General features: G+C 64.5%; 19 protein-coding genes. 14 read left to right on the top strand and 5 right to left on the bottom strand.

The genetic code is table 11. The annotated features are described in order from the left end of the window. Positions 1 to 48: 48 nt before the first annotated feature. The 7 genes from CV023_RS03150 (at position 49) to CV023_RS03120 (ending at position 7,469) form a co-directional block, all read left to right on the top strand. Positions 49 to 1,437 carry a flavin monoamine oxidase family protein gene (locus CV023_RS03150; RefSeq protein ID WP_269067130.1) on the top strand — a complete coding sequence of 463 codons (1,389 nt, stop codon included), beginning with the start codon at positions 49 to 51 and terminating at the stop codon, positions 1,435 to 1,437. Beyond that, positions 1,379 to 2,947 carry an APC family permease gene (locus tag CV023_RS03145; RefSeq protein ID WP_442859912.1) on the top strand — a complete coding sequence of 523 codons (1,569 nt, stop codon included), beginning with the start codon at positions 1,379 to 1,381 and terminating at the stop codon, positions 2,945 to 2,947. Before CV023_RS03150 ends, CV023_RS03145 begins: the two co-directional genes overlap by 59 nt. Continuing rightward, complete coding sequence (locus CV023_RS03140; protein WP_230743996.1) at positions 2,944 to 3,375, top strand: helix-turn-helix transcriptional regulator; 432 nt, start codon at positions 2,944 to 2,946, stop codon at positions 3,373 to 3,375. The genes CV023_RS03145 and CV023_RS03140 overlap by 4 nt, the downstream gene beginning before the upstream one ends. Before the next feature lies 1 nt (position 3,376). Beyond that, a complete protein-coding gene (locus tag CV023_RS03135; protein WP_230743995.1) occupies positions 3,377 to 3,793 on the top strand; it encodes a VOC family protein in 417 nt (138 codons plus the stop codon). Further along, entirely contained in the window at positions 3,793 to 6,174 is a 2,382-nt protein-coding gene (locus CV023_RS03130) for an ATP-binding cassette domain-containing protein (RefSeq protein WP_230743994.1), read from the top strand. Before CV023_RS03135 ends, CV023_RS03130 begins: the two co-directional genes overlap by 1 nt. Positions 6,175 to 6,373: 199 nt before the next feature. After that, positions 6,374 to 6,820, top strand: coding sequence for a transglycosylase family protein (locus CV023_RS18950; protein WP_284934635.1), 447 nt, complete (start codon positions 6,374 to 6,376; stop codon positions 6,818 to 6,820). 205 nt (positions 6,821 to 7,025) lie between these two features. Next, complete coding sequence (locus CV023_RS03120) at positions 7,026 to 7,469, top strand: DUF1801 domain-containing protein (RefSeq protein WP_230743993.1); 444 nt, start codon at positions 7,026 to 7,028, stop codon at positions 7,467 to 7,469. A gap of 13 nt (positions 7,470 to 7,482) precedes the next feature. Here the strand turns inward: CV023_RS03120 and CV023_RS03115 are convergent, their stop codons facing one another. Then, positions 7,483 to 8,043, bottom strand: a complete 561-nt coding sequence (locus CV023_RS03115; RefSeq protein WP_230743992.1) for a maleylpyruvate isomerase N-terminal domain-containing protein — start codon at positions 8,041 to 8,043, stop codon at positions 7,483 to 7,485. A 234-nt stretch (positions 8,044 to 8,277) separates the two neighbouring features. Between CV023_RS03115 and CV023_RS03110 the strand changes: the two genes are divergently transcribed. The 4 genes from CV023_RS03110 to CV023_RS03095 all read left to right on the top strand — a co-directional run bounded on the left by CV023_RS03110 (position 8,278) and on the right by CV023_RS03095 (position 12,543). Then, positions 8,278 to 9,024, top strand: a complete 747-nt coding sequence (locus tag CV023_RS03110; protein ID WP_230743991.1) for a DUF5058 family protein — start codon at positions 8,278 to 8,280, stop codon at positions 9,022 to 9,024. A gap of 10 nt (positions 9,025 to 9,034) precedes the next feature. Continuing rightward, the gene (locus CV023_RS03105; protein ID WP_230743990.1) at positions 9,035 to 9,766 is read left to right on the top strand and encodes a hypothetical protein; all 732 of its coding nucleotides are present in this window, start codon (positions 9,035 to 9,037) and stop codon (positions 9,764 to 9,766) included. 106 nt (positions 9,767 to 9,872) lie between these two features. Then, positions 9,873 to 11,105, top strand: coding sequence for an amidohydrolase (locus CV023_RS03100; protein ID WP_230743989.1), 1,233 nt, complete (start codon positions 9,873 to 9,875; stop codon positions 11,103 to 11,105). Positions 11,106 to 11,109: 4 nt separating this feature from the next. Beyond that, positions 11,110 to 12,543: an amidase gene (locus CV023_RS03095; RefSeq protein ID WP_230743988.1), complete on the top strand. Its 1,434-nt coding sequence runs from the start codon at positions 11,110 to 11,112 to the stop codon at positions 12,541 to 12,543. A 39-nt stretch (positions 12,544 to 12,582) separates the two neighbouring features. Here the strand turns inward: CV023_RS03095 and CV023_RS03090 are convergent, their stop codons facing one another. Continuing rightward, positions 12,583 to 12,876 carry a 4a-hydroxytetrahydrobiopterin dehydratase gene (locus tag CV023_RS03090; protein ID WP_230743987.1) on the bottom strand — a complete coding sequence of 98 codons (294 nt, stop codon included), beginning with the start codon at positions 12,874 to 12,876 and terminating at the stop codon, positions 12,583 to 12,585. Positions 12,877 to 13,064: 188 nt separating this feature from the next. Here CV023_RS03090 and CV023_RS03085 point away from each other — a divergent pair, with 188 nt between their 5' ends. Next, a complete protein-coding gene (locus tag CV023_RS03085) occupies positions 13,065 to 13,580 on the top strand; it encodes a ferritin (protein WP_230743986.1) in 516 nt (171 codons plus the stop codon). A gap of 136 nt (positions 13,581 to 13,716) precedes the next feature. On the opposite strand, the gene CV023_RS03080 is transcribed toward CV023_RS03085, so the two are convergent. Then, the gene (locus tag CV023_RS03080) at positions 13,717 to 14,652 is read right to left on the bottom strand and encodes an AEC family transporter (RefSeq protein ID WP_230743985.1); all 936 of its coding nucleotides are present in this window, start codon (positions 14,650 to 14,652) and stop codon (positions 13,717 to 13,719) included. Positions 14,653 to 14,735: 83 nt separating this feature from the next. Here CV023_RS03080 and CV023_RS03075 point away from each other — a divergent pair, with 83 nt between their 5' ends. Then, positions 14,736 to 15,200 carry an Hsp20/alpha crystallin family protein gene (locus CV023_RS03075; RefSeq protein WP_230743984.1) on the top strand — a complete coding sequence of 155 codons (465 nt, stop codon included), beginning with the start codon at positions 14,736 to 14,738 and terminating at the stop codon, positions 15,198 to 15,200. Positions 15,201 to 15,314: 114 nt separating this feature from the next. Here the strand turns inward: CV023_RS03075 and CV023_RS03070 are convergent, their stop codons facing one another. Next, positions 15,315 to 16,061, bottom strand: a complete 747-nt coding sequence (locus CV023_RS03070; protein ID WP_230743983.1) for a class I SAM-dependent methyltransferase — start codon at positions 16,059 to 16,061, stop codon at positions 15,315 to 15,317. A 112-nt stretch (positions 16,062 to 16,173) separates the two neighbouring features. Here CV023_RS03070 and CV023_RS03065 point away from each other — a divergent pair, with 112 nt between their 5' ends. Beyond that, positions 16,174 to 17,433: an aminotransferase class I/II-fold pyridoxal phosphate-dependent enzyme gene (locus CV023_RS03065; protein ID WP_230743982.1), complete on the top strand. Its 1,260-nt coding sequence runs from the start codon at positions 16,174 to 16,176 to the stop codon at positions 17,431 to 17,433. Positions 17,434 to 17,536: 103 nt separating this feature from the next. On the opposite strand, the gene CV023_RS03060 is transcribed toward CV023_RS03065, so the two are convergent. Further along, positions 17,537 to 18,391 (bottom strand): 3-hydroxybutyryl-CoA dehydrogenase, encoded by an 855-nt coding sequence (locus tag CV023_RS03060; protein WP_284934636.1) that lies wholly within the window; start codon positions 18,389 to 18,391, stop codon positions 17,537 to 17,539. Positions 18,392 to 18,402: the final 11 nt, after the last annotated feature.

Genomic DNA, 18,402 nt, shown 5'->3' with positions numbered 1-18,402 from the left:
GACCGGCTGAGCGCACCCGCCTTGGCACGGCGTTGTTCCCTGGCTACTCTGAGCACACAAGAGGAACTTTCGAAGGAGAACGTTGTGTCGGATCGAACATGCGATGTCGTCATCGTCGGAGCCGGACCGACCGGCCTGAGCGCGGCCCGCAGGCTGCAGGCCGCAGGGCGAGAGGTGATCGTCCTCGAAGCACGAGACCGAGTGGGCGGCCGAACCTGGACTGACCACATCGATGGCCAGATGTACGAAATCGGTGGCCAGTGGATCTCCCCGGACCAGACTGCGCTCCTCGACCTCGTCCGAGAACTGGGCAAGGAGACCTACCAGCGGCACCGCGACGGCGACAGCGTCTACATCGCACCCGACGGCACCCGCACGGTCTACTCCGGAGACATGTTCCCGGTGGGGGAGTCGACGCAGGCGGAGATGACACGACTCATCGACCTCCTCGACGAACTCGCCGCCCGCATCGGACCCGATGCGCCGTGGGACGCCCCGGAAGCCGCGGAACTCGATTCGATCTCCTTCCACCACTGGCTGCGGTCCCAATCGGAGGATGAACTCGCCTGCGCCAACATCGGGATGTTCATCGCCGGTGGGATGCTCACAAAGCCGACCACGGCATTCTCCGCGCTGCAGGCGATCCTCATGGCCGCCTCGGCGGGATCGTTCACCCACCTCGTCGACGATCACTTCATCCTCGACCGGCGCGTGGTCGGAGGAATGCAATCGGTGTCCGAGCAGATGGCCGCCGAACTCGGAGAAGGCACCGTCGTGCTCGACAGCCCCGTCCGCACCATCGACTGGACCGATGACACAGTCCGCGTCGACACGGACACGATGAGTGTGAGCGCGAGCAGTGTCATCGTGGCGGTGCCGCCGAACCTCTACTCGCGCATCAGCTACGTTCCCCAGCTGCCCCGCCTCCAGCAGATCTTCCACCAGCATCAGTCGATGGGACTGGTGATCAAGGTCCATGCCACCTACCCGAGTCCGTTCTGGCGTGAGGCAGGACTGTGCGGGACCGGATTCGGCGCAGGCCAGCTGGTGCAGGAGGTCTACGACAACACGAACCATGGGGAGGAGCGCGGCACCCTCGTCGGCTTCATCTCCGATGTCCGCGCCGATGAGATGTTCGCCCTCGACGAGGAGACGAGGAAGCAGCGCATCCTCGAATCCCTCGCCGATTTCCTCGGCCCGCAGGCACTGGACCCGGAGGTCTTCTACCTCTCGGACTTCGGCTCGGAGGAATGGACGAGAGGCGCCTACGCGACGAGCTACGACCTCGGCGGGCTCCACCGTTGGGGACGATTCCAGAACGATCCGGTCGGCCCCATCCACTTCGCCAGCTCCGATATCGCCGCTGCGGGCTATCAGCATGTCGACGGTGCCGTACGGATCGGGCGGGCGACGGCGGAGAAGATCCTCGGTGCCTGAGGCAGCCGCCGGAGTCGATTCCTCGGGACTGAGTTCGAAGGGGCTCTCGGCCGGAAAGATCGGTGCGATCGGCGGAGCGATCATCGGCATCTCCTGCATCGCTCCCGCCTACACTCTGACCTCGGGACTGGGTCCGACGATCTCTGAGGTCGGAGTCCACACTCCCGCGATCCTGCTGATCGGCTTCGTGCCGATGCTGCTCGTCGTCTTCGGCTACCGGGAACTCAACTCGGCGATGCCGGACTCGGGCACGACCTTCACCTGGGCCACCCGCGCCTTCGGGCCGTGGTTGGGGTGGATGGGCGGGTGGGGGCTGATCGCGGCCACCGTGCTCGTGCTCTCGAACCTCGCCGCCGTCGCCGTGGACTTCCTCTTCCTGCTGCTGGCGCAGATCTTCGGGGACCCGAGCATCTCCGATCTCACCCGAGTGCTGTGGATCAACATCCCTGTCACCGTGATCCTCACCGCCGCCGCTGCCTGGATCTCCTATCGCGGTGTCGAGGCGACCGAGAAGATACAGGTCTGGCTTGTCGCCTTCCAGGTCCTCGCGCTCGGCTGGTTCGTCATCGCCGCGCTCGTGCACGTGGCCAACGGCACCGCCTTCGACCCCACACCCGTGAGTCTCGACTGGTTCAACCCACTGGCCGCCGGCGACTTCTCCACGGTCGCAGCCGCCGTGTCCCTGTCGATCTTCCTGTTCTGGGGCTGGGACACGGTGATCACGATGAACGAGGAGGCGAAGGACCCGGAGAAGACACCCGGGCGGGCAGCCATGCTCACGATCATCGCGATCGTCATCATCTACATCGCCTGCACCATCGCGGTGATCTCCTTCGCCGGCGTCGGCACCGACGGCCTCGGTGCCGGAAACCCGGAGAACCAGGAGTCGATCTTCGCCTCCCTGGCCGGGCCGGTGATGGGCCCCTTCGCGGTCCTCGTCTCGGTCGCCGTGCTCTCGAGCTCGCTGGCGTCACTGCAATCGACGATGGTCTCCCCGTCACGGACGATCCTGGCGATGGGCCATTACGGGGCCCTGCCGCAGAAGTACGGAAGCATCTCGCCACGCTACAAGTCGCCCTCGGTGGCCACCATCACCTCGGCGGCGGCCGCGATCATCTTCTACGTCGTCATGCGGCTGCTCTCCGAGAACGCCCTGTGGGACACGATCACCGCACTGGGTCTGATGGTCTGTTTCTACTACGGGATCACCGGACTGGCCTGCATCTGGTACTACCGCCGCTCGCTGTTCGCCTCGCCGAAGAACATCTTCTTCCGCTTCCTGTTCCCTCTCGTCGGGGGCGTGACTCTGCTCGTCATCTTCGTCACCACCGCCATCGACTCACTCGATCCCGACTACGGGTCGGGTTCCTCGGTGTTCGGCATCGGACTGGTCTTCGTCCTGGGCATCGGGGTGCTCGTTCTCGGTGCGGTCATCATGGTCATCCAATCCGTGCAGAACCCGGCCTTCTTCCGCGGGGAGACCCTGAAGCGAGGAATCCACACGGGATGATCGACCCGGCGAGCCGCGCGCAGCTCATCGCCCTGCGACGGGTCCGCGACCGCATCGACAGGGAATTCGACCGCCCGCTCAACGTGGAGGAGCTGGCCGCTGACGTCCACATGTCCGCCGGCCACCTCAGTCGCCGGTTCCGGGCGGCATACGGGGAATCGCCGTACTCCTACCTGATGACCCGACGGATCGAACGTGCCATGGCGCTCATCTGCAGGGGAGACCTGAGCATCACCGATATCTGCTTCACCGTCGGCTTCTCCTCGCTCGGAACCTTCAGCACCCGGTTCAGCGAACTCGTCGGAGTCTCGCCACGGCGGTATCGCAGCGCCCTGGAGGCAGGGGAGCACGATCTGCCGACGTTCATCGTCAAGAATGTCCTCCGACCGGTCAGGAATCGAGAAGTCCGGAGTTCCGAGCCGGACTAGGATGACGGGCATGGACATCACAATCAACGCCAGCTTCCTGTCCCACACCGATGCCGAAGCCTCTCTCGCCTTCTATCGTGACGTGCTCGGCTTCGAGGTCCGCCTCGACGTCGGATCCGATCAGATGCGGTGGCTGACCGTCGGCCCCGCGGGCCAACCCGACACCTCGATCGTCCTCACCCCGGCCATCACCGACCCGACGATCAGCGAGAATGAGCGCGAGGTCATCGAATCGCTCATGGCCAAGGGCAGCTTCGCCGCGATCGTGCTCGCCAGTCCCGACGTCGACGAGGTGTTCGCTGAGGTGGAGGCCAAGGGCGCCGATATCGTCCAGGAGCCGATGGACCAGCCCTACGGTCTGCGCGACTGTGCCCTCCGCGATCCCGCGGGGAACATGATCCGCATCCAGCAGCGCTGATGCCCGTGCACGCTGCCGATGCCCACGACGTCATCCGCGTCACCGGGGCCCGGGAGAACAACCTCAAGAACGTCTCCGTCGAGATCCCCAAACGTCGGCTCACGGTCTTCACCGGGGTCTCGGGATCCGGCAAGAGCTCGCTCGTCTTCTCCACCGTCGCCGCCGAATCGCAGCGGATGATCAACGAGACCTACAGCGCCTTCGTCCAGGGGTTCATGCCGGCCATGGCCCGGCCTGAGGTCGACGTCCTCGAGGGCCTGACGACGGCGATCCTCGTCGACCAGGAGCGGATCGGGGCGAACCCGCGCTCGACCGTCGGCACGGTCAGCGACATCAATGCGAAGCTGCGCACACTCTTCGCGCGATTCGCCGAACCGAACCTGGGATCGACGAACTCGTACTCCTTCAACGTCGCCACGATCAGCGGCAAGGGTGCGGTGACGATCGACAAGGGGGAGGGCAAGCAGGTCGAACGCAAGACCTTCTCCGTCAACGGAGGCATGTGTCCCCACTGCGAGGGGATGGGAACCGCCACCGATATCGACATCGCCGAGGTCGTCGATGAGTCGAAGTCCCTCAACGACGGTGCGATCACGATCCCCGGGTACAAACCCGGCGGGTGGAACGCCCGCTTCTACTCCGAGTCCGGCTATTTCGACCCGGACAAGCCGATTGCCGACTACACGGAGAAGGAACGGTCCATTCTCCTCTACGCCGAGGGCGAGAAGATCGTCATCAGCGGGACGAACATGACCTTCGACGGCCTCATCCCGCGGATTCGGCGGTCCTTCCTGTCCAAGGACCGCGACGCCATGCAGAAGCACATCAGGGCCTTCGTCGACCGAGCAGTCGTCTACACCCGGTGCCCCGAATGCGAGGGGACGAGGCTCAATGCCGCCGCCCGCGGCTCCCGTCTGGCGGGGAAGTCCATCGCCGAGGTGTGCGCCCTGCAGATCTCCGATGTCCTCGACTGGCTGTCCGGGATCGACGGCAAGTCGGCCGGTCCGCTGCTGAAGTCGCTGCGCCATGATGTGCAGGCCTTCGTCGACATCGGCTTGGGCTATCTCTCGCTCGAACGCTCCGCCGGATCTCTGTCCGGGGGAGAGGCGCAGCGGATCAAACTGGTCCGTCACCTCGGATCCTCGCTCACCGATGTCACCTATGTCTTCGACGAACCGACCATCGGCCTCCACCCGCACGATATCAAGGCGATGAACGCGCTGCTGCTGGCACTGCGCGACAAGGGCAACACCGTGCTCGTCGTCGAGCACAAACCGGAAACCATCACGATCGCCGATCACATCGTCGACCTCGGGCCCGGGGCCGGATCGAACGGGGGAGAGGTGACCTTCGTCGGCAGCGTCGAGGCCCTGCGCGAGAGCGACACCCTGACGGGTCGGCATCTCTCGTACACGGCGCCGCTCAAGGAATCGGTGCGGACATTATCGGGTGCCCTCGAGATCAGAGGAGCCAGCACCCACAACCTGCAGGCGATCGACGTCGACATCCCGCTCGGAGTGCTCTCGGTCATCACCGGCGTGGCCGGGTCCGGGAAGAGCACTCTCATCGAGGGGTCGCTGCGCGGGCGCGACGGCGTCGTGATGATCGACCAGGCACCGATCAAGGGGTCGCGGCGGAGCAATCCTGCGACCTATACGGGAATGCTCGAACCCATCCGCAAGGCCTTCGCCAAGGCAAACGGAGTCAAACCTGCGCTGTTCAGTGCGAATTCCGAGGGCGCCTGCCCGGTGTGCAACGGTGCCGGGATCATCTATTCGGATCTCGCGATGATGGCCGGCATGTCCGCGCCCTGCGATGAGTGCGAGGGCAAGGGCTTCCAGGCCGAGGTTCTCGTGTACACGCTGGGGGAGAAGAACATCCGGGAGGTCCTCGACCTTTCGGTCCTCGACGCTCTCGATCATTTCGGCACCGGTCAGGCGCGCATTCCCGCAGTGACTTCCATCCTGAAGAACCTCGCCGAGGTGGGGCTGGGCTATCTCAGTCTCGGCCAGCCGCTGACGACTCTGTCCGGGGGAGAGAGGCAGCGTCTCAAGCTCGCCACCCATCTCTCTGCCAAGGCTGCCGATGCCGCGCAGGTGATCATCCTCGACGAGCCGACCACGGGCCTGCATCTGGCCGATGTCGATACCCTGCTGCGGTTGCTCGACGGCCTTGTGGACTCGGGACGCAGCGTCATCGTCATCGAGCATCATCAGGCGGTGATGGCTCATGCCGATCATCTCATCGACCTCGGGCCCGGGGCCGGTCATGATGGTGGACGCATCGTGTTCGAGGGCACGCCCGCCGAACTCGTGGCGTCCGCCTCGGCGTCGGATGCGACGCTGACGGCACGTTATCTGGCGCAGTACGTGGCCCGGTGAGACGCTGCGGTGACGAAGGTCCGAGCAGGGGAGTCGAGCGTGGGGCACTCAGTTCGCGTTGTGGTTCCTCGGAGTCGATTCTGATGGGATCCGTGCCGATCTGGTTTCACTCGACCAGCCAGATCCGTTACGGTGTATAACGGCTCGGTAACGACCGGGTTACAGAACCGAAATGCAGTCGTACTACGGAGATGAGACAGTGAACCTCTACAGCACAAGCCTTCGCAAGGCCGCGCTCCTCGTGGGAGCCGGAGCGGTCGCCGCAGCCGGACTCACCGGAATGAGCGCACCTGCACAGGCCGCCTCGGGAGGCGTCTGGGACAAGGTCGCCGAATGCGAGTCCGGCGGCGACTGGGACATCAACACCGGAAACGGCTACTACGGCGGACTCCAGTTCTCGAAGCAGACCTGGAACGGCTTCGGCGGTTCGGGCACTGCGGACCAGCACAGCAAGAAGGAGCAGATCCGCATCGCTCAGAAGGTCCTCAAGGAGCAGGGACCCGGCGCATGGCCGACCTGCGGCAAGAAGGCCGGGCTGACGAAGTCCAACGGCGCAGCCGATGACGGCGGCGGATCCAAGGACGACGGAGGTTCGAAGGACGACGGCAAGGTCGGCCTCGGCGGCAACGTCGGGCTCGGCAGCTGAGCCGAAGCGAACACAGGACACTCGATGGCCGCGAATGACACATCAGTCATTCGCGGCCATCTCTGTGTGCGGATGTCTGGACGAGCGCTGTCAGGGCTTCTGCGTCGTACGCCGATAATATACATTATGTTAAGTAAACCTGGAACGCCCCTCTCCTGTGATCGGCTCGACTAGGCTGGACACACCAGCGTCAAAGGAGAATCACGTGGCGAAGTCGAAGCTGCCGGCGATGAGGCCGACCGGCGAACCTGTCAGCGAGGTGCTCGATCGTGCGCGCGGTCCACGACGTGCCGAGGCTGATCGGCTGTGCGAACTCCTCGGTGAATTCTCCGGCGATACACCTGTAGTGTGGGCGTCGCGGATCATCGGCTTCGGCGAGATCGAGTATCGCTACGATTCCGGACACAGCGGGACAATGCCGCTGCTGGCCTTTTCCCCCGGCGCATCGAAGCACACCATCTATCTCACAAGCGACTTTCCGCAGAGATGGCCCGAGCTCGTGGAGAAACTCGGAAAACACACGAACGGTACCGCATGCCTCTATCTCACGCGCCTGTCCGACGTGGACATCGACGTTCTGCGCCAACTCCTCGAGCAGACCCTTGAACATACGCGAAGCGAGTGGTCGAGTCGTGACGGATCGGATTGAGCAGGCACGGCTGTCACCGCCCGGATATCTGGAGAACCTGCTGAGCATGCGACATCTGTGCCGCCGGAGTACGTGGCGGCGCATATCCCCCGGTCGAACCCAGTTCGATGATGAGGTCGCTCAGCTGTGTCGACATGCACTCCGCAAGCGTGTCGTCGATCGGCCACTGCAAGGCCATTCCCCGTGAGAGGTCCGCGGCGTGGAGGGCGAGTTCGAGGATGCGCATGCGGACCAACTGCGTACCGGGCAGGCGCCCGATGCGGTGCGGCACCTCGACCATGAGATCGCAGTCCCCTGCGATCGTCCGGAATATACGCTCATGCGTCCAGAACGACTCTGTGAGGTCCGCGCCGAGGTGATCGACGCGGCGCGTGGATTCGACCTCGGTCGGCGGGGCCTGTGCCAGCAGCTTCGCATAGCGCAGTCCCCCGCCGACGACATGGTTGATCAGCTCCCGATTCGACCATTTCGAACAGCCGCTCTCCCGGTCCAAGTCCTCGAGGCGAACACGCTCGAGGGCCGTGACCCAGCAGTCTTCGGCGCGGTCGAGCTGAACATCGATCTCAGGCTCCACGGATCGTCTCTCCGTTCGATGGTGATCGTGATCACGAGTGTACGGCTCGTATGACTCGCACATCGATTCTGCTTATGGCCATCATCGATGGAATTGTTCTCGCCAAGTGGGAATTACGGTCCGAAGTCTGTGATCGCTGTCGCAATCGGGTTAGGTTCGTCAAAAGTGTGATGTGGTCCACACCGTCGTGTGCGGCATCGCGCCTGTCATCTCAGCATTGAAATGAGGAACCCCATGACGTCAGCCAGCGGATCCGCCGACTACCTCGGCCTCGCCAATGCTCCGATTCTGTGGATCCTGGCGTTCGCGGTGATGGGAGTCGTTGTCGTCCAATCGCTCATCTACATGAGTGCCGTGCGCAAGAATGCGGAATCAGCGGGCATGAGCCAGCAGGAGGTGCGCTCGGCATTCAGGGCAGGCGGGGTCGCCGCCATCGGGCCGTCGCTGTCTGTGGTGCTCGTGGCCATCGCACTTCTCCCCCTCTTCGGCACTCCCCCGGTCGTCGTCCGGGTCGGACTGATCGGATCGGCCGCCACGGAGGTGGCCTCCGCGTCCATCGCCGCGGGAACCATGGGCGCCAACCTCGGCGATGAGACCTTCACCCGCGGCGTCTTCATCGTCGCGCTCATGGCGATGAGCCTCTCCGGGGCGGGGTGGATGATCTCAACGCTCATTCTCACCCCGATCTTCAAACGCAGCTCCCACAAGCTCGAAAAGGTCAATCCGGCGCTCATGTCGATCATTCCGGGGGCTGCACTCCTCGCGGCCTTCGCTGCACTGACCTTCAGGGAGATCCCGAAGTCGCCGACGCATGTCATCGCCGTCGTCGTCTCCGCGATCGTCATGACGATCTGCCTGTTCCTCGCCAAGACGCTCAAGGCGCCGTGGCTGAAGGAATGGGGCCTGGGGATCTCTCTTCTCGTCGGCCTCGTAGCCGCCTATTTCGCCCACTATGCCGGACTCGGCGCACCGGAAGCCTGAGGAGGCCGACATGTCAGACATCATCACCGCTCCCTCGCACGCGGCCTTCGAGAGAACGACGACGAAATGGGGGTCGATCACCCTCTTCATCGGCTTCCTCATCGCCACCTCGGTGCCGTTCTATCTGCTCTTCGTCGCCGATGCGAACGTCGACCTCGGCAACGTCCTCACGGGATTCCTCGCGGTCTTCGCCGTCTACGGGGTCTTCTACATCGTCGAACCACTCACCTACTTCCCCATCCTCGGGCCCGCAGGCATGTACCAGGCCTTCCTCATCGGCAACATCTCCAACAAGCTGCTGCCTTCGGCGATCGTCGCCCAGGACACGATCGGGGCGAAGCCGGGCACACGCAAGGGCGAATACGCAGCGACGATGGCCATCTGCGGGGCAGCGATCATCCACGTCGCCTCGATGGTGATCTTCGTCGGCGTCCTCGGCACCTGGCTCCTCACGCTGATTCCCGAACAGGTCACCCTCGTCGCCAAGCTCTACATCCTGCCGGCCATCCTCGGCGGAGTCACCGTCCAGCTCATCGCCTCACTTCGACAGGTGAAGTCGACGCTCATCGCGTTGGCCATCGCCGCTCTCGTCATCCTCGTCCTCATCCCGCTCGTACCCGTGCTCGCCCCGGGCGACGTCGCCATCGTCGTCATCGTGACGATCGTCATCACCTGGTTCACCCGGAACAGGGCGGTGACCGACCGAAGGACGGACGACGGAGACTCAGTGGGCATCAACTAGGACCGACCGCCGCGGTGATGCAGGCATCCGATCCACCAGGCGAACGGATCACCGACGGCACCTCCTCACCTGCGACCATGAATACGATCCACGATGAAAGGACACCATGCCGCTCAATCCCGCACTTCGCGAGGCGATCTCGGACAACCTCGCCCAGATCGTCGCCGACTACAAGGACTTCCACCGCTCCCCTGAGCTGTCGATGCAGGAGACGAACACCGCTGCGACGATCGCCTCCCGCCTGCAGGGCCTGGGGCTGACCACACAGACCTTCGGCGGCACCGGAGTCGTCGCCGTGATCGAGAACGGCGAAGGCCCCGTCGTCGGATACCGTGCCGACACCGACGGACTGCCGATCACCGAGGACACCGGCTACGACTACGCCTCGACGGTCGAGGGCACCCTGCCCGACGGCACGACGACAAACGTCATGCACGGCTGCGGCCACGATACGCACATCACCGTCGGGCTCTACCTCGCACAGTACCTCGTCGAGCACACTGACCTGTGGTCGGGCACCGTGGTGATGATCTTCCAACCCGGCGAAGAGACCGGCGAGGGCGCCCGGGCGATGCTCGACGACGGACTCTGGGACTCCATCGTCAGACCCGAGGTCATCTACGGACAGCACGTCTGGCCCGGACGCGCCGGGCACCTCTACGTCGCCGAGGGCACTGCCATGGCGATGTCCGACTGCATCAGGGTCACGGTCAAGGGCAAGCAGGCACACGGCTCCCAGCCGGAGAACGCGATCGACCCGATCGTCCTCGGCGCCTATATGATCACCCGCCTCCAGTCCGTCGTCTCCCGTGAGATCTCCGGCCGTGACATGGCCGTGGTCACCGTGGGCACCTTCCACGGCGGTCTCAAGGAGAACATCATTCCGGACTCCGCGGAGTTCAAACTCAACATCCGCACCTTCAACGAGGAGGTCCGTGCCGTCGTCCTTGACCGCATCGAACGCGTCATCCTCGCCGAGGCGCTGGCGTCGCGCGCGCCGGAACCGGTCATCGAGGAGATGTACCGTTTCCCCCGCTGCTACAACGATCCCAGGGAGGCCCGCGCCTTCGTCGACTCCGTCCGGGCCGAACTCGGTGAGGAGCAGGTCCACGTCGAAGGTCCGGTCACCGGCAGTGAGGACTTCGGGGCCTTCGGCGATGACATCGGAGTTCCCTATGTCTACTGGTTCTTCGGCGGGTACTCCCCCGCCAAGTTCGACGGCGACGAGCAGCCGGCGGGCAACCACTCCCCCTTCTTCGCCCCCGATGACGTCGAGACCACCCTGGAGACCGGCATCCGTGCCGCCCTGTCCACGGTGCTCGGCAGAGTTGGGAAGTGAGCCGATGAGCGAGGAGCTGCGCTGGCTGTCCATGCGCGAACTGGCCGCGCGGATAGCGGCGAAGGAGATCTCGGCCCGGGAGGCGCTGAGGGATCACCTGGATCGCATCGACGCCCTCAACCCCGCCATCAATGCGGTTGTGACCCGAGATGATGAGACCGCATTTGCCTGCGCCGAGGCGGCCGACCGCACCCTTGCCCGCGGGGAGCCGATCGGTGCCCTGCACGGGGTGCCGATGACGCACAAGGACACTCACGACACGGCGGGGATGCGCACCACCTGGGGGTCACCGATCATGGCCGAGCGGGTCCCCGAGACCGACGCCCTCATCATCGCTCGACTCAAGCAGGCGGGGATCAACACCACTGGCAAGACCAATGTCCCGGAGTTCGCGGCCGGTTCCCACACCTTCAACCCGGTCTTCGGCACCACGCTCAATCCGTATGACACCACGAAGTCCGCTTCGGGATCATCGGGCGGAGTCGGTGCGGTACTGGCAGCGGGAATCCAGGCCGCAGGCGATGGTTCCGATATGGGAGGCTCCCTGCGCTCCCCCGCCTCCTTCAACAATGTCGTCGGCTTCCGACCGTCCAACGGTCGGATTCCCCACACGCTGCCGGGCGACCCTTTCGCCTGGCTCGCCCAGAGCGGCTTCATGGCTCGCACGGTCTCCGACGTGGCGCTGCTGATGAGTGTGGCCGCAGGCCCCGAGCCGGGTGCGCCGGGGTCGATCGGTGAGTCCGGCGACGTCTTCGACCTGCCCGAATTCGGACTCGGCAATGAATGCGACCCTGACCTGCGGGGCGTGCGGATCGGCTTCAGTCCGGACCTTGACGGTCTGCTGCCGGTCGAGACGGAGGTCGCCGAGATCGTGGCGTCCACGGCCGCGGTCTTCACCTCGCTCGGTGCCGAAGTCACGGACAGGATTCCCGACCTCTCCGACGCCGATGAGGTCTTCGCCGTCCGCCGGGCCCTCGACTTCGTCCATTCCTGGGCACCGCTGCTGACAGAGCATCGAGATCGGATGAAAGACTCGGTGGTCTGGAACATCGAGATGGGACTCAAGCTCACCGGTGCCGAGGTGGTCTCGGCCGATCGTGCCCGGGCCCGCCTGCACAGTGAGGTCGAACGGTTCTTCGCCGACCACCACGTGCTCGTCCTCACCACCTCGCAGGTGCTGCCCTTCGACGCCTCGATCGAGTATCCGACGTCGATCAACGGGATCGAATTCGACAATTACCTCGAATGGATGCGGGCGCTGTGTGTGATCTCGGCGACCGGGTGCCCGTCGATCTCCGTGCCGGCAGGCTTCTCCGAATCAGGTCTTCCGGTCGGCGTCCAACTCGTCGCCAGACCCGGTGACGACGTCCGCCTGCTCCGGATCGCCCAGGCGTTCGAGGCGGCCACCCGAGTCGGGCAGCGTCACCCACTGCTGTGAGAGTCGACCACGCCTCGATGCTGCTCGGCGCCGGCGCGATCAGCTCGGGGCGTCCGCCTCGGCGTCGATGTCCTGGGACTGCGCGATCCGGCTGATCTGCTCAGCGAGGTCGATATCCTTATCGGTGATCGATCCCGCATCATGAGTCGTCAAGGTGATGTCGACGTGGGGGAAGCGCAGATCCACATCGGGATGGTGACCGGCAGCCTCCGCCGCCTCGGCGATCTCATCGATGAAGCTGACACCGGTGACGAACGAGCCGGTGAGGAAGCGGGCGTGCAGAGCGTCGTCTCCCGCGTGCCAGTGAGTGAGTGCGTCGATTCTGTCCTGCATGCGTCCAGCTTGGCACGCACGGGGCGGGGGTGTCCATGGTAGTGACGGGCTGATTGGAAACAGGCAGGTTTGCTATACCTACCGGGAGTTTGCCGAGCCTTTCCACACTGGAATCATTCTAGAAAAGGTGTCAGGATAATCTTTGTACTGACGGAAGTGATCCGTCTCGATTCGCAAAGGAGAAACACATGCACTTGAGCCCCGCAATGCAGAAGGTCCTCAATGAGCAGGTCACCCTCGAGCTCGAAGCCTCGCTGGTCTACCTGCAGCTCTCCATTCAGCTCGACGATCTCGATCTCTCCGGAATGACTCGCTGGATGCGCGCTCAGTCCGAGGAGGAGCAGGTCCACGCCGCGAAGTTCATCGAGCACTGCCTCGATCGTGACTTCGCTCCGCAGATCGGCGACATCGCCGCACCGAAGGTCTCCGGCTCGCAGCCCATCGACTTCTTCAAGGCCGCCCTCGCCCACGAGGAGAAGGTCTCCGAATCGATCCGCAACCTCTACCGCACCGCACAGGCCGAGGGTGATCTCGACGTCCTGCCCCTGCTGCACTGGTTCATCGACGAGCAGGTCGAAGAGGAGTCGAGCATCTCCGAGATCATCGGCCGCCTCGAGCGCGTCGGCGAAGACGGCTCCGGAGTCCTGCGCATCGACTCCGAGCTCGGTTCTCGCCACCCGGACATCAGCGCCGACAACGAGTGATCGACGCGGTGAACTGATCCCGGTCCGCGACCGGGTATCTGATCACCCCTGAGTGACCGGCAGCGGCCGGACTCCTTCGTGGAGTCCGGCCGCTGCCGTATTCATCGGAACCCGGCCGAGGCGGAGTCGATGCTGATCAGCCGCCGAGGACGAGCTCGGCGATGAGCAGCACCGGCGGCAGAGTGAGGAGCATGAGCAGCGTCTGAGCGGCGATGAGAGCGGCCATGAGCTCGGCGTTGCCGCCCAGCTGCCTGGCCATGACGTAGCCCGAACTCGCGGTGGCGATCGCCTGGAAGATCATCCCCACCATGGCAGCGGTGGGCGGCAGATCGAAGAGATGAAGCGCGAGCAGACTCAGACCGGGCAGCAGAATGAGCTTGGTCGCCGTCGAGCTGATCAGCGCCAGTGCGTGTTCCCGCAGAGAGAACGGGCGCAGCCCCGCGCCGACGCAGAGCAGACCGATCGGCAGCGCCGCGGCTGAGAGCGGGTCGAGCACCGAGCCGAGGAGGGTAGAAATCGGCAGGCCGAGGAGATTCCAGACTCCTCCGGCCACACACCCGATCACCAGCGGATTCGTCGCGATGCTGCGAATGATCCCGAGGACAGAGCTGGGTCCGGTCCGCAGAAACTCGAAGCCGAGGCTCGAGACGATATTGACGGTCGGGACGAGGATCGCCGCGACGATCGCGGCCAGGGCACCGCCCTCGGTGCCGTACAAGCTCGCCGCGATCGAGAGTCCGATATAGGTGTTGAAGCGGACCCCGCCCTGGAGCACCGAGGTGAAGGACCGGAGATCGCCGGCGATGACGCGGCGCAGCAGGATGATGGCCAGAGAGATCACCACGGTCGGGGCGACAAGAGCGATTCCGAGACGAAGGATGGGCACATGGGCGACGTCCACCTCGGCGACCGAGGAGAACAGCAGCACCGGCAGCAGGCAGTAGTAGGCGAGCTTCTCCGCACCGGACCAGAACTCGTCGGCGGTGAAGCCCGGCACCCGTCTCAGCGCGAATCCGAACGCGATGAGGACGACCACGGGAACGAGCGCAAGGAGGACCGGAAGCAGACTCACAGAACTGAGAATTTCATGAGAGAGGAATGATTTCAAAGTTGAGTGTGTTTGACTCAATGTATCGACCTACAGAAAGGAAGCTCATGGCAACTCGTTTTGACCCCATCCGTGACCTCGACCGTTTCTTCTCGGAGGTCACCCGCACCCCGAACGCCACCTCGCTGCCGATGGATCTCTACCGCGACGGGGAGGTTTTCATCGCCCGCATCGATATGCCGGGAGTCGATCCCGCCAGCATCGATGTTGACGTCGAGGACCGGACCCTGACAGTGCGCGCTCAGCGCGAGTCCGAGGTCGCCGAGAAGGACGTGAAGTGGCTGACCCGCGAACGCACCGTCGGCACCTACGCCCGCCAGCTGACTCTGGGCAACCGAGTCGCGCTCGACCGGATCAGCGCCGACTACGTCGACGGAGTCCTGACTCTGACGATCCCGGTCGCCGAGGAGGCACGTCCGCGCAAGATCAACGTCTCGCACTCCTCCCCCGTCCGAGCCACCGAGGTGGTCGAGTCCACCTCGACCGAGGACGAGAACTCAGCCCAGGCCTGATTCCCAGATGCGACGCGCACTCTGAGACGACGACAGCTAGACGACAGAAGAGGCGGGCCGCACCGATCGGTGCGACCCGCCTCTGCTATGTGTCAATCACCGGTCATGCGTCATTCACCGGTCGCGGTCGCCGCCTGCCGAATCGACCTCGAGAAGGTAGGCCAGGCACATGTACGGCAGGGCCGTCTCACCCTCGAGCGGATGTTCGACGGTGAGGTACTCCCGCAGATTCGCCTCCACCCGAGCCCGCGTGGTCTCATTCGAGCGCAGCCAATACGACCGGGTGCGGGCCAGATCGATGAGTCCCTCGAGCGTGACCGGAGTAGAGAATTCGACGATCGTCTGGTCGCTGAGCACCAGCCCTGCTCCAGGCTCGGGCCGATATCGCGGGCGGTAGACATCACCCGCGTGCATGATCCGACTCAGCCGCAGGACCCAATCGACACGGACATCGAGCTGGTTGATCAGGATCAGCAGTCGGCCGCCCGGCGCCAGGATGCGAACGATCTCCCGGGCGGCCGCCTTCTCATCGAACCAGTGCCAGGCTTGGGCCACGGTGACGAGATCGACGCTGGCGTCGGGGAGGCCGGTGGCTTCGGCGCTGCCGCGCAGAGAGCGGGCCGGGTTGTGGGAGAGAGCCGCCTGATCGGGGTCGACCGCGGTGACCTCGGCTCCACGAGCGATGAGGCTTCGACTGAGGATCCCGGTCCCGGCGCCGAGGTCGCAGACCCTCAGGCCCTTCCACTCAACCCCGGCCAGATCGACAGCGGCATCCGGATAGCCGGGACGCACCTGGTCATAGACCGCGGCCTGCGTGCCGAAGCTCAGACCATGTGCCGATTGCGCCCGCGGTCTCACCACTGTTCGCACCCTCTCTGTCCCTGTTCGAGTTCGGTCCCACTCTATCCGTGCGTCGGGTCGCAGAGTGGATAGGATGGACTCACCGGATGTACATCAGTGTGAAGGAGCTTTTATGTCGCCCAATTCAGAGCTGCAGACCCAACTGGACGAAGCGTCCAGGGACTATGAGGAGTTCGCCTCTCGCGGCCTGAAGCTCGACATCACCCGCGGCAAGCCCTCTCCCGAACAGCTTGACCTCGCCGGAGACCTGCTCACCGCCGTCACCGCCGATGACGTCATCACACCGAGCGGCGTCGATGCTCGCAACTACGGCGGACTCGAAGGACTCGTCGAACTGCGCGAGATCTTCGCTCCCCTGCTGAAGATCCCCACCGAGCAGCTGTTCGCCGGAGGCAACGCCTCGCTGACATTCATGGCGCAGGCGCTGACGTTTGCGACCATGCACGGCACTGCCGCCGATGACCGCCCCTGGGGCGAAGGACCGCGCAAGCTCCTGTGCCCGGTTCCCGGATACGATCGCCACTTCGCCCTCGCCGAATCTCTCGGCTTCGAACTGCTGAGCATCCCGATGGACGAGGAAGGCCCGGTCATCGCCGAGGCGCAGCGCCTGGCCGAGGACGCATCGGTCAAGGGAATGTGGCTCGTACCGATGTACTCGAACCCCACGGGGATCACGATCAGCCCGAAGCGAGCCGCTGAACTCGCCGCCATGCCCGCGGCCGCGTCCGACTTTACACTGCTGTGGGACAACGCCTACGGAGTGCACCATCTGCGGGACGAGCATGTGGAGAACATCGACATCCTCAGTCTCTGCGCCGAAGCCGGCAATCCGGAGCGGCCGTGGATCTTCGCCTCGACCTCGAAGATCACCCTGGCAGGAGCCGGTGTGTCCTTCTTCGGCGGCGGTCCTCTGAGTGTCGATTGGATGAAGACCAACCTCGGGAAGATCTCGATCGGACCCGACAAGGTCAACCAGCTGCGCCATGTCCGCTTCTTCGGCGATTCGGCCGGGGTCGAGGCGCATATGCGCAAGCATGCGGAGATCATCGCTCCGAAGTTCGACGCCGTGCTCGATGCCCTCGAGAGTGCGTTCGGGGATTCGGACCTCGCCCGGTGGACGCGTCCCGACGGCGGATACTTCATCACCCTGACGACCATGGAGGGCATCGCTGATCGGGTGGTGAAGCTGGCCGCCGAGGCGGGGGTGAAGCTGACCCCGGCCGGCGCCACACATCCCTACGGGCTGGATCCCGCGAACAACGTCATCCGGATCGCACCGACGATGCCGGTGCTCGAAGAGGTCGAACTCGCAGCTCAGGGCCTGGTCGCCTGCCTCAAGCTCGCCAGCTACGAGAAGCTGCTCGCCGGCTGAGGCCTGCGAACCGGAACGACTGACCTGCGAACCGGAATGACTGAGGGGCGGTGCCGTTAGGCACCGCCCCTCAGTCATCTTCCTCAGCTGACTTCGCTGCAGATCAGTACTCGTAGAAGCCGCGTCCCGACTTCACGCCGAGCAGACCGGCATCGACCATGCGGGAGAGCAGGATCGGAGGTTTCATAGCCGGGTCTCCTGTCTCCTCGAACATGCTCTGGGCGGCGTAGTAGCAGGTGTCGAGTCCGACGAGGTCGGCGAGCTTGATCGGTCCCATCGGGTGGGCGCAGCCGCCGACCATCCCCGCGTCGATGTCTTCCTTCGTGGCGAATCCGGATTCGAGCATCCTGATGGCACTGCACAGGTAGGGAATGAGCAGCGCATTGACGATGAAACCGGGACGGTCCTCGGCCTGGACGGGGTTCTTGCCCAGCACCTCCGAGACGAAGCTCGTCACGGTATCGCGCACCTCCTCGGCGGTGAGCACCGACGAGACGATCTCGACGAGAGGCTGCACCGGTGCCGGGTTGAAGAAGTGCACTCCGAGGACCCGCTCGGGACGGGAGGTCGACTGGGCGAAGCGGATGATCGGCATCGACGAAGTGTTCGAGGCGAGGATCGCCTCGGGATCGGTGACCACTTCGTCGAGCTCGGCGAAGATGGACTTCTTGATGTCCTCGTTCTCACTGGCCGCCTCGATGACGAGCTGACGGTCGGCGAGGTCCGCGATGTCGGTGGTGAAGCTCAGCTTGGACAGAGCCGCGTCACGAGCCGCTTCGTCGAGCTTGCCCTTCTCCACCGCTCGGGCGAGGGACTTCTCGATTCGAGCCCGTCCGGCGGCCGATGCCTCCTCGTTGATCTCGCGGACGATCACGTCGAGGCCCGACTTCGCAAGCACCTCGGCGATTCCGGCTCCCATCAGGCCGCTGCCGATGACGGCGGTGCGTTGAATGCTCACAAGTGTCTCCT

The sequence above is a fragment of the Brevibacterium sp. CCUG 69071 genome, assembly GCF_021023135.1.
Classification (GTDB): Bacteria; Actinomycetota; Actinomycetes; order Actinomycetales; family Brevibacteriaceae; genus Brevibacterium.
The sequence above is the reverse complement of the archived record's forward strand: the minus strand, read 5'-3'. Positions and strand labels throughout refer to the sequence as shown.